The following is an 11212-nucleotide window of genomic DNA, read 5'->3' as shown; positions in this document are numbered from 1 at the left end:
GGGCTTCCTTTGAACATGGGGACCTGTGCTTGTGAGAGCGCCACAGCCTGGAGGGGACGGTTGCAGGTCGGCGGCGCGCGGGAATTATTGATGCGTGATGTGACAGACGCTTGAACGATTGGTTACCAAGCGTGTAAAGGCGGCATTGCGATAGGGAATTGTGATGGTCTGCCCATTTATAAAATTTATTGCGGCACCGCCAACCTTCAAGTAGCGGTACACACCTTTTAATGGAAGATTCCCATCGCTGCTCCAATAATCACCGCGCTGGGTTTTAGGGAAGTACCCGGTTTCGATACTCGGGCTTCCGGGTTTTACTTCTGTGGTCACCAGCGAACGCAATTCGGTAGACGTGGGTAGGCGCCAGTGATTTGTGCCGCAGAGCTTTTCCCGATTGGTGTGGTGTATTAAATCCTCGGTATCACAGCGATCGGCTTCAAAGTAACAATCCCCGTTATTGGGAACGCCCTGGTTTTGCAGAAAGCGCGAATAGGTCCAGCGCCCATCGTGTGTATCCTCATTGTCTGTTTTCACTTCCCACAACAAACCGCTGCGGCTGTCACACACACAAGCCCAAGGGCCATCCCAGGCATTGATCGCTTTCCCCTTGCTATTCACTTTAAACAGGTGATATTGCGGCGGTTGAGGCGCTTGGGGCGTGTGGATAATGGCGGCGCCGAGTAGGATTGCGGGTAGAAAAAAAAGCAAAAAAAAGCGCGTCATCATAGCGTTTTACCCAGGTGCAATTGGATAGGTCTGGTATGCCGGGTGTGGGCAACTTGCGCGCGATCAAAGGCGGAGACCCACATGCAGATGCCATCTTTGATGGCGATATCCTGAGGGGATTGGGTATTCAGCTTACGCACTAATTCGAGGGACCAATGGCCATCTTTCCAAATGCCTTTTGCGCGAACATCTGCGCGATCGCCCTCGAAGCGGTTGGAGGTATAAAGTACCGAGGGCATTAGAGTGCCCGTAGGGACCTGATCGCTCTCTTTCGAATAGGGTTGGTAATCAAACCAGGAAATGGTCCAGTCCAGCGTTTGATTTTGGCTGGTTTGCTGATAGGGCGCCAATCGGTTCACATCACGGGGGAGGCGTTTGGGGGTGATGGCTTCGGAGGAATACCATTTCCAATTCATCCGGTAGGCGCCAGACTCCTTACCATCCTGCTGATAACCGGCGGTATAGCGGCGCTGGCCCGCGCGAACTTTATCCGCCGCACCGATATAGTTATCATCCGCCAGAACCATTTTATTGGTGCGCACCGCCTTCCAGTGCCACAGGTCATGCAGTTGCCCTGTAGGACTGTAGTGATAGCCCTTGCCGTGCCAGTTGGCCGGCTTGTCCGGCAGCGGCGAGCGTCCCAGATGAGCGGTGCCGGCGCCGGCAAAGTCGCAATGGTTCGAGAGTAAAATGGCAAATTTATCCTCGTAGTATTGGCGCTCATCAAAAGAGTCAAAGCCCTGTTGTTGAATTTTCCAACCGCTATTGGTTTTTTTCAGGGGTAGGTGGGCCAGGCTTTCCGAAGGATCTTGCCAGGTAATATGGAAGTAAATTTCCTGACCATTTTGCAGGGCTTTGATACGCACATCGGTACTGCCCTGGTAAAAATTGGCGCCGCCATCAGTGCTAATTTGCAGTATTTCTGCTTTTCCCCATTGGGCTTCATTGGCGTACCCATCAATATCGATCACCGTGTCTGGGGACATTGCGACTACGGGCAGCGGATGAAGTGAGACTTTTCTCAAGAAAAGCCAACCACCGAGTAAAGAAGTCATTAAAAGACTGCAAAATACAATGGACCAAGTTTGTCTTGCGGCAACGGGCCGTAGGATGTATTGCAGCGCTTTCACCCCTGACTGAGCCAGATAAACGCCAGCATGCAGAAATAGATAAATAGCAAGCCCAAGGGCGGTGTAAAAGTGAACTGTGCGAACTAACGGCAGCGCACCAGTTCCGCTGAAGAGTAGCCAGCCACTCACCAGTGCGCTCCCGATCAGACCGATTCCTGCCCAGGTAACCACTTTGTGATAAGTCACTCTCTTGCTGTGGTAACTATTGTGTTGCTTAGATTGATGGTGACGCAGGACTCTCGAGCATAAATACGCAACGGCGATCAGGGAAAGTAGGATTGCGCCGATGAAGTGCACACTGTGCACTTCTCCCTGAGGTAGTAGCTCCTCAATAGAGGCAACAGTGGGCCTGTTCAGTGTGGCGATACGCAGCCCGCTGAAAAGACTGCAAATCACGCCTATTACCAGTGTGCTGTGTAGAAGTATCCACAGTGAGCTTTTTGAATGGTCAGGCATGGTTCGGCCCCAAAAAAGCGCTCAGGCTAGCGGGAAGAAATGACAGTTTAGAGAAGTATTTATGTCGATGAGAAGTGGCTGGAACTTATTGAATGCCAAAGAAATAGGCTGGCGGGTTAGAAGGCCTTGTAAGATTAAAAATACATCAAGTATCTATTCGTGCAGGGGGGTTGCAATGAAGCTCTCGCGGGCTTCGAGGGTCCTCGCCAGTGCGTTTAGCTGCGGCCTCGCGTCTCGCCAATCGAAATCTTCGTGGCGAAAATCTAGGTAGGACAGCGCAGAACCCAAGGTGATATGTAACAGGCTGAATTGATCGGGTAGTAGGGATACCCTGGTTTCTAGATAGTTCAGGGTACGGCTAATCGCCCGGTTGTAGCGCTGCCACCAAAAGTCCGATTGGAGGTCTTCTCGCCCGCGAATCTTCTCCATTTGCCTTTGTACCAGGGCTTCCATCAGACCCGAAGAAATACTGTAGAGGGTTCTCAGCTCCCAGTCGCTCTGGATGGCGGCGCTGAGGTGGCCGTCTCCCAGTTGCTTGTCCAGGTAGGCACAAATCACTTCGCTATCCATAATGGCATTGCCATTATCGAGAGTTAGGCAAGGAACCTTACCCAGGGGGTTACTGGAAAGCAATTCCTCCAGATCGTGGAACGGGTGAGAAAAGTACTCCTTAATACAGGAGTGTAATTTATGTTCCTCCACCACGATTCTTGCCGTGCGGGCAAAAGGAGAGGAGTAGGTCAGGTAGAGTTGCATACGGCCACTTGGTTAACTCAGTGTCTTACACGGTTAGAGGATTGAGGTGGCGCCGGCAAAATCCAGCCAACTCTTTGCGCAAATATCAGTGATGAGTAGTACCGTCGGTAATGCGGTTATAGAGGTGTTGCTTGAGGTAGGCACGTTGTTTTTTCAGGCTTGAATAATGTTCGTCATCAGTGCCAATGCCACTGTCCTGAAGTCCGCGAATCTGCTTGTCCAGCTTGCGGTACTGATCATTTTCTAGTTTGAATTCCATATCGTCTTTGATTAAGCGTTTGATGGTGTCGGTGTGCTCGGGAAAATCCAGCTCCAGTTCATGCGCGGCGATGGACATAGAAAATCTCCCCTCAATTCATTCACAACAATGCTTTAAGTTTAGTTGGTGGCTGCCTGGTCACACATTGTGCTTTCGAGAGTAATTTGTTTTCCCTGGCGATAGCCCATAGGTGCAGTTAAGAAATTTTCAGTAAGTCAGGCGACTTATCTGTTTATTTGCGGCTGGTCCACACTCTGTTGCGGTTTTAAATGGTTTATTGGGTGGGAAAATTATTAGGCCTTCAAAGCGTATGTTCTGAATTGGGGGCGGGGGGTGCAGCTTCTTTATAAGAAAATAATCTAGAAAATAATTAAATAATTCCATTACTCGCTAAACAATCTGCTCAGATCGGGACATGGAGGCTGACATAGAGGCTATTGCTACTGCGATAAGGAATTGTAGCGAAGTGAAGCCACTTGCGTAGGGAGGAGGTTAACAGCAAAAGCTTTTAGGTTGCGAGGGGGCATTTCACATCAGAAAATACCGGTATGTCCGGGTTCTTCTTAAGAATGTTTCTAGGAGTGGTTGAGCGGTGCAAAGATTTCTTCTGCTTGCCGAGCTGAAATAGATCCCTGGTTAAAAATCGACGACTTTTGGTATCAGCAAAGCCATTATCTTTCTATTAAAAGAAGATTTTATTTTGTTAATTGCCCCCCAGGTTAGAAGCGTAACCAAAAAAGCCCGGCATTTCTTTCTGCCGGGCCTCTTATAGGTGGGTTATACCCAAAATTTAACCAGTAATTATTGGGCTTTTAGGCAGAGGCCTCCAGCGGTGCAAAGCGCAACTGACGTCGCTGTAAAAGCTCTCCAAGGTACAGTTTCAGGTAAGCGGCGGCTGCCCGCTTGCCCTCAGCGGCAGCTTCTTCGGTGATTCTGCCGAAGCGAGAATACGCCTGGGAGCAGAATGAATCATTGATATTGATGGCGCACATAAAGCGATCGCGCCAGTCCTGTGATGGAGGCAGCTCAAACTCGCGAGACAGGTTCTTGATCAGGGTATCTGCCAGGCGCCAGTTATTTTCCATCTGTAGTTGGCGCAGTGCCCAGCTGGATTGTGGGCCATAATGCACCTTTAAGGCAGATATATTATCTTCGTAATAGCTGCGCACTAAATCACACAGGTGATACAGCATATCCTGCCAGCTCTCTGCCGGTGAGAAGTCTGAGTGCCCCAGTACGACATCGCCAAACGACTTGTAGTGGCGCTCCGCCAAAGCGGTCAGACTGGCATCTACACTTGGGAAAAAGTGGTAAACGGATGCAGCAGGCACCCCGGCCACCTGACTCAGGTTGGCGAGGCTGATATCGGTAGAATCCTGCTCCGAAATGAGTGTTTCCAGCGCATCAAGAAGCTTTTCATACTTCTCGCGGCCGTTTTTACGTTGTGGTTTGCGCGGACTAGCAGTGTCGCGCCGGCTAATAGCCCGTCGATCGATTTGGTTCAAATTCACCTCCCCTTAGACAAGCGCAGTTGGCAAGCGCCAGAAGTGCGCTTTACTTCCTTGTAAAAAATTGTCTTCTGGAATTGATGATTATTATCGTACCAATTTCGGGGAGCAAGGGGATTTTGTTCGAATTGTGGGATAGTTCCGCATTAGGGGATTGATTTTGGCTAAGTGTTACTATCCCACACAGTTGGATTTTATTTTCCTAATGGTAGTGAAGTTCGGTAGCTTTGCCGCGAAACACCCGGTAGGAAAAAGCCGTATAGATAAGAATAATCGGCACTACGATCAGGGCGCCCACCAGGATGAATTTCAGTGAAGCGGTCGCACTGGCGGCCTGCCAGATATTCAGTTGTCCCGGCACTATGTCGGGAAAGAAGCTGAATGCCAGGCCGGTAAAGCACATCAAGAAGATCGTCACCACCATCGCGAAGGGCACCGCGCAATGTCGATCACCGGTCTTGGGCAGCCTGGCCAGTAGTATGTCGTTAAAGATAAATGCCAGGAAACACAGGGTGGGTATGAGTAGTACGAACATTACCAGTGGGTAGCTAAACCAGCGGTCAAAGACTGTTGGGTTCACCAGCGGATTAATTGCCGAGACAGCGAGCACCCCGAGCAGCGTTGCACGACCCGCTCGGCGGGCCCAGCGCACCGCGCGCTCCTGCAGTTGCGATTCGGTTTTCAAAACCAGCCAGGCCGAGCCCATATAACTATAGGCCGCGGTGACACCCAGGGCACTTACTGCAGAGAAGAGCTGAGCCTGCCAGCCCGGCGTAAACCCCATCACATATTGCCCGAGCATATAACCCTGGGCCAAGCTGGTGGTTAGTGAGCCGCCCTTAAAGGTCCGGTCCCAGGCGAGCTTGTGTCCCACGGCTGCCTTGGCGCGAAAGTCAAAAGCCACACCTCTCAGAATCAATCCCACCAGCATGATGGCTGCCGGAATATAGAGGTGCATCAGCACCAGGTTGTGGGCAATAGGGAAGGCGATAAGCAGTAGGCCAATGGCGAGTACCAGCCAGGTTTCATTGGCATCCCAAAACGGACCGATTGAGGCGATCATGGTATCCCGCTCAGCTTCATCCTCCTCGCTCAGGGGAAGGAGAATACCGACCCCTAAGTCGTAGCCATCCAGGATGGCATACACCAGAACCGCGAGGCCCATGAGGCCAATAAAAACAATGGGTAGCCAGTAGGCTGCGGAAGATGCGGCCTCATTCATGGGAGTCCCCCTTGGATGACTCTTGGGTGGATTTTGGCAGGTTGGTCAAATTGCCCCCGGCGCGAGGTTCCTCGGTTTCAAACTCCTCTACTTTGACTGACTTCAATGCCATGACCTTTAGGGTGTGGATATAGGCGAATAGCAGGATGACATAGACGGTCAGGTAGAGGGTGAGAGAGAAGCCCACATGCGAAGGGGGAATCTTCGTCACAGCGTCTGCGGTTTTTAGCACTCCGGTAACCAACCAGGGCTGGCGGCCAATTTCCGTCACATACCAGCCGGCCAAGGTGGCTACCCATCCGGCAAAGGTCATTGCGACCAGAGTTTTTAACGCCCAGCGTGGCAACTCCTTGCGTCGCCACAGGAGGTAGCATCCGCCCCAAGCCACCGTCAGCATTAATAGGCCCATCCCGATCATAATACGAAAGGCGAAAAATACCGGCGCCACCGGGGGATGATCATTGGGGAATGCCTCGATACCCTTCACCTCGCCATTTAGATCATGGGTGAGGATCAAGCTGGCCATTTTGGGAATAGCGATTTCAAAGTGATTGGTTTTTTTCTCGCCATCGGGGATCGCGAACAGTAGGAGTGGAGCCCCTTTTTCGGTTTCCCACAGCCCTTCCATTGCGGCTACTTTTTGCGGCTGATATTTGAAGGTGTTGAGACCGTGCAGGTCGCCGACAAATATCTGGATAGGGATAAATACTGCCGCCAGGACCAATCCGGTTTTAAGTGCTAGTCGCGGTGCACGCTTGGTGTCACCCTTGAGTATTCGGTAGGCGGAAATCCCCGCGACAAAGAACGCAGCGGTGAGACCTGAGGCCAGCAGCATATGGATCAGGCGATAGGGAAAGGACGCATTAAAAATAATGGCCAGCCAGCTCTCTGGAAAGGCGACTCCATCGCGCATCTCAAACCCGGAGGGAGTTTGCATCCAGGAATTGAGGGCGATGATCCAGAAGGCTGAAAGGGTGGTACCAACGGCAACGACAAAGGCCGAGAAAGTGTGGACCTTACTGGGCACGCGTTTAATGCCAAACAGCATAATGCCTAGGAAAGTGGCTTCGAGAAAAAAGGCGGTGAGTACTTCGTAACCCAGTAACGGCCCGGCAATATTTCCAACCCGAGCCATATAGCCCGGCCAGTTAGTTCCAAACTGGAAGGACATGGTGATGCCACTGACAACCCCTAGGGCGAAAGTGAGTGCAAAAACTTTTACCCAAAACCGGTAGGCGCGCATCCAAACAGGATTATTGGTCTGGTCATAGCGCAGTTTAAAAAAAACGATGATCCAGGCGAGGGCGATGGTGATAGTGGGAAAGAGAATATGAAAACTAATATTAGCGGCAAACTGTATTCTGGAGAGGATCAGAGTGTCTAGCATGGGAGCCTCTGCTGGCCGGAGTAATTTTATAACCAGATAACCAAGCGACTCTTCCCGAGCCGTCTGGGGGTGCCCGTAAAACACCATTGCAGGAGTATGGACCCGCCGGTATTTTTTGAGCGTGTACCGACGCGAGGCCGGCGGCGGTATATCCCTATACCGTTAATCTTTTTCACTCGAGGCGTGTTTCAGGCACGCTTTTAATCGGGAGCGGTCTTGCCTCCACTCATTTTATTTTTCAGCTCCAGCAGCTTGATGATGCCGGATCCGAGCTTCATTAACTTGAGGAGATCATCGTGCTCCAGCTTGCTCAGGGTGTTGGCGAATTCCTCCAGTAATTCCAGCAGGCTGTAGACCTCCTGAATTTTTTCCTGAGCCTGGGCATCCTGCTCATCCTGGGGCTCATTGAGCAATAGCTGGCGCAAGAGACTCAGGGTTGGGTCCAACTCGCGTTTACGTCGCTCCTCGAATACGGTGCGGGCAAGCTCCCAAATAGAGCCTGCAGCGGTGAAGTAGTCTTTGCGGTCTCCCGGTTGATGCTGCAGCTCAACAAGGCGCCAGGCTTGTAGCTCCTTGAGGCCCATACTGACATTACCGCGGCTAATTTTTAGGGCCTGCGCGAGCTGCTCGGCATTTAGCGGGACCGGGTGGATGGTCAGCAGGGCAAACATCTGGCCGACGGTGCGATTAAACCCCCACCGGCTGCCCATCTCCCCAAAATGCAACACAAAGGCCTGAGCTTGACTGGAAAGTTTCATTAGATTCTTAACTTTCAGAAATTTCTGAAAATTGTAAATGTTAATTGATCTAAGTCAATAAATATTTGGAAAAAAATTGTACGGCTCTTTCCGTTTGTGGCGGCTACGCATAGGGCGTGACCAGAGGGCAAGGGCAGAGCAGTGCGCCGAGTGATACGGGTAGCAGGTGGACTCTTGTCAGGAGGGAAGGCTCGCCAATGCGCGCTGAGCCCAGTGGGTGGGAACGATAAAGCCGCGACTGGTTTCGCCGTCCAGGCCCTGTACGGCAAAACACAGCGGTTGGTCCACGTCAGCTTTTTCCAGAGTTTTATAGAGTGACTCAAAAGCGATCCCTCTGCTCCCGCTTGGTGGTACCGGAGCGAGCCATGTGCGCTTGGGAAGTTGTTGCCAACGCAGGAGCGGCGTGTCACTTTCCTGTTCTAAAACGTTTCGGAGCGTTGCTAGGTCGGCCCACCAGTGACTGTGCAGAAGGGGCTGGCTATCCATGTTAAGGGTTTTCAGGGGCTCAAAGAGCCGGCCTGGCATCAGTGCCCATTGTTGCTCAATGCGGATTCCCAACGCGGTTAAGAGAGGTTGCACCGACTGGCGCTGGACAAGGGGTAACTGGTGTTCCGCCATGCGCTTCAGTTTAATATCCAAACGGTCCCTGACGCCTGGCCCGACCCAAAAGGGGCCGGGTAAGCCGAGATAGAACTTTACCGCTATTTCCCAGTGCTCGCAGCGGTTACTGGGCCGGTGGTGTACAACAAAATCCAGTTCACCGAGGGTTCTGCCGGCACTGCGCAGGGGTAAGTTTTGATATAGCAGCTGGTAGTCGGGGTGGTGTTGGAAGGCAAAAGACCAGAGACGCTCGAAGTAGACACCGAGGCGTCCAGTGGGTTTGTGTTGGTCTATTTCCAGCAGATACCCGTCAAGCTCACCCGCCAGCCGTTGCTTTACTTCTGCACCAGAAAAATAAGCGTGTAACGCCCTATGCCGCGCCTCAGGTAACCAGGGCAGGTGGATAAGATTACCTGTCGTTAGTGCGGTGGCGGGGATATCGGTGCTGTTCAAGGACCAGAGCAGGTTAGCCCAGTTATCCACAGTTGGGCTGGAAAGTTTATCTGCCATCGAAACCCTCGCTGGTTTTCTTTATGGAGGCTCGATGATTCTATCAGGCCCGGCAACTGGCGGTTGACTGTGCTAGTGTTGACTTTCGTAAGAATAATAACAATTCAAAAACAGGTAACCCCAGTACCTCTTTCAGCACGGAGTATAGGCTTTTGTTAAAGCTCAGCCGGCGTTGAAATGTGGGTGGGTTCATACCAGACAATAATAAAAAGAGAGGAAACGAGTGTGGAATCAGGACCTATGATCTCGATCGGTTTACCGATCGCGCTGTTTATTATTATGGTGGGAATTGGAATGACCCTGAATGCCAGGGATTTTCACCAAGTCACGGTAAAACCCGCTGGCTTACTGGTGGGCACTTTCACCCAAATAGTATTTATGCCCCTTGTGGCCTTTGTTCTGTGTTGGGCTCTTAGTTTACCCGCACCGATTGCGGTGGGGTTAATTATTATTGCGGCCTGTCCAGGCGGGACCACCTCTAATCTGTTTACATTACTCGCTCGCGGCAATGTAGCGCTATCCATAGTGCTTACGGTTTCGGCCAGTTTGATTACAATTCTGACCCTGCCTTTCTTTACTAACTTCGCTCTGCGGCAATACTTTGGTGCTGAGCAGGAAATTGTCCTGCCCTTTGCCCGAACAGTGGCTATGTTATCGGTCATCGTTCTATTGCCGGTGGTGATTGGCATGTTGGTACGCGCCTGGAGTCCTCGCCTGGCTAGTCGTGCTGAGGGCATTGTGAGTATTTTTGGTGCCTTGGTATTGCTCATTTTGGTGGTGGGTCTGGTATGGGGAATGAGAGATCGGATAGGGGAGCTTATGTTCCTGGCCGGCCCCTCGTCGATCTTACTGAATCTGTTGGGGGTGTTGGCCGGGCTAACTATTAGCCATATATGTGGTCTCTCTCGGCGCGATAGCCTGGCCGTTGCCACAGAGCTGGGGATCAAAAATGGCACTATCGGTCTTATGGTGACACTCACGCTTCTACATTCCAGTGAAATGTCCGTGCCCTCCGCGGTATATGGAGTTCTCATGTTTCCTTCGGGGATGTTGCTGGCTTATTACGGCCGCAAAAAAGTGCGTGAAGCGGACGAGGGTGAGGCTGCAAACATTGGTGAGACCGGTTGAGAGGCACTCAATCCAATAGCTCGATATAGGCCTTAAGGCGCTCGACATCTGGAACGCAGATACGCCCGTAGGAGGATTCGATGAGCCCTTTTGCCTCAATATTTTTCAGCACCCGATGAACTCCTTGTCGGGTCATGCCCATAGTATTGGCGAGTAGCTCCCTGGTGAGGCGAAAACTCGCCGGGCTGCTCTGTTTCCCGCTGTTGTGCATCTGTGCCATAAAGAAGAGGCGCCGAGCAATCCGCGCTTCTGTGCCCCGCAGTACATCGTCCTGAATAATCGACATCACCGTCCAGAGTCTGCGACTGATCTGTTCCAGTGCCACTGGATAGGCTTCAGGATGTTGTGCCATTTGCTCCCTCAGCAGATCGCCTGGTATGTCGACAACGACACAAGCGCTATGCGCGCTGGCCCCAAATACCCGTGGGTTACCTGGGCAAAACACGGTATCACCAAACCAGGCGCCAGCATCTAAAATGGCCAGGGTCGCTTCGCGCCCGGCACCATTGCTGGAACAAATTCGCACCTGCCCCTCGGCGATAATAGAAAGGCGCTCCAAATGTGATCCGGGAGGGTAGAGAATGTCACCGCTGGCAAAACGCTGGTATAGCGCCTTTTTAGCGAGGTGGCCCCGAGCTTTCTGAGGGAGACCGGTGAGTAGTGGACAAGTATCGAGAACACTGGCGGTAATATTCATTTGCCAAGTGTAAACAATTTGACAGTGTTTACGGTGGGGCTGATCCAGAATCTGATCTCCATACATACTAAGGAG

General features: G+C 51.8%; 11 protein-coding genes. 1 reads left to right on the top strand and 10 read right to left on the bottom strand.

The annotated features are described in order from the left end of the window. Window positions 1-84: 84 nt before the first annotated feature. The 9 genes from ACCI51_RS01265 to ACCI51_RS01225 form a co-directional block, all read right to left on the bottom strand. Window positions 85-726, bottom strand: coding sequence for an Lcl C-terminal domain-containing protein (locus ACCI51_RS01265; RefSeq protein ID WP_299579667.1), 642 nt, complete (start codon window positions 724-726; stop codon window positions 85-87). After that, window positions 723-2312, bottom strand: coding sequence for an ethylbenzene dehydrogenase-related protein (locus tag ACCI51_RS01260; protein ID WP_371842307.1), 1590 nt, complete (start codon window positions 2310-2312; stop codon window positions 723-725). Before ACCI51_RS01260 ends, ACCI51_RS01265 begins: the two co-directional genes overlap by 4 nt. A 153-nt stretch (window positions 2313-2465) precedes the next feature. Further along, window positions 2466-3068: a glutathione S-transferase family protein gene (locus tag ACCI51_RS01255; protein WP_299579661.1), complete on the bottom strand. Its 603-nt coding sequence runs from the start codon at window positions 3066-3068 to the stop codon at window positions 2466-2468. Between the two features lie 85 nt (window positions 3069-3153). After that, the gene (locus ACCI51_RS01250) at window positions 3154-3405 is read right to left on the bottom strand and encodes a YdcH family protein (RefSeq protein WP_299579658.1); all 252 of its coding nucleotides are present in this window, start codon (window positions 3403-3405) and stop codon (window positions 3154-3156) included. Window positions 3406-4139: 734 nt separating this feature from the next. Beyond that, window positions 4140-4832, bottom strand: coding sequence for a TetR/AcrR family transcriptional regulator (locus ACCI51_RS01245; protein ID WP_299579655.1), 693 nt, complete (start codon window positions 4830-4832; stop codon window positions 4140-4142). A gap of 205 nt (window positions 4833-5037) precedes the next feature. After that, the gene (locus ACCI51_RS01240; protein WP_299579653.1) at window positions 5038-6057 is read right to left on the bottom strand and encodes a cytochrome d ubiquinol oxidase subunit II; all 1020 of its coding nucleotides are present in this window, start codon (window positions 6055-6057) and stop codon (window positions 5038-5040) included. Further along, on the bottom strand, window positions 6050-7444 hold the full coding sequence (locus ACCI51_RS01235; protein ID WP_371842306.1) for a cytochrome ubiquinol oxidase subunit I: 1395 nt from the start codon (window positions 7442-7444) through the stop codon (window positions 6050-6052). The genes ACCI51_RS01240 and ACCI51_RS01235 overlap by 8 nt, the downstream gene beginning before the upstream one ends. A gap of 200 nt (window positions 7445-7644) precedes the next feature. Continuing rightward, complete coding sequence (locus ACCI51_RS01230; protein ID WP_299579647.1) at window positions 7645-8202, bottom strand: GbsR/MarR family transcriptional regulator; 558 nt, start codon at window positions 8200-8202, stop codon at window positions 7645-7647. Between the two features lie 177 nt (window positions 8203-8379). Beyond that, window positions 8380-9312 (bottom strand): DUF1853 family protein, encoded by a 933-nt coding sequence (locus tag ACCI51_RS01225; protein ID WP_371842305.1) that lies wholly within the window; start codon window positions 9310-9312, stop codon window positions 8380-8382. 225 nt (window positions 9313-9537) lie between these two features. Here ACCI51_RS01225 and ACCI51_RS01220 point away from each other — a divergent pair, with 225 nt between their 5' ends. Beyond that, complete coding sequence (locus ACCI51_RS01220) at window positions 9538-10440, top strand: bile acid:sodium symporter family protein (RefSeq protein WP_299579641.1); 903 nt, start codon at window positions 9538-9540, stop codon at window positions 10438-10440. Window positions 10441-10447: 7 nt separating this feature from the next. Here ACCI51_RS01220 and ACCI51_RS01215 read toward each other — a convergent pair whose 3' ends face one another. Beyond that, complete coding sequence (locus tag ACCI51_RS01215; protein WP_371842303.1) at window positions 10448-11137, bottom strand: Crp/Fnr family transcriptional regulator; 690 nt, start codon at window positions 11135-11137, stop codon at window positions 10448-10450. Window positions 11138-11212: the final 75 nt, after the last annotated feature.

This window comes from Microbulbifer echini, from assembly GCF_041447225.1.
GTDB lineage: Bacteria > Pseudomonadota > Gammaproteobacteria > Pseudomonadales > Cellvibrionaceae > Microbulbifer > Microbulbifer echini.
Note: the sequence above shows the minus strand (reverse complement) of the source record. Positions and strands in the feature narration are given on the sequence as shown.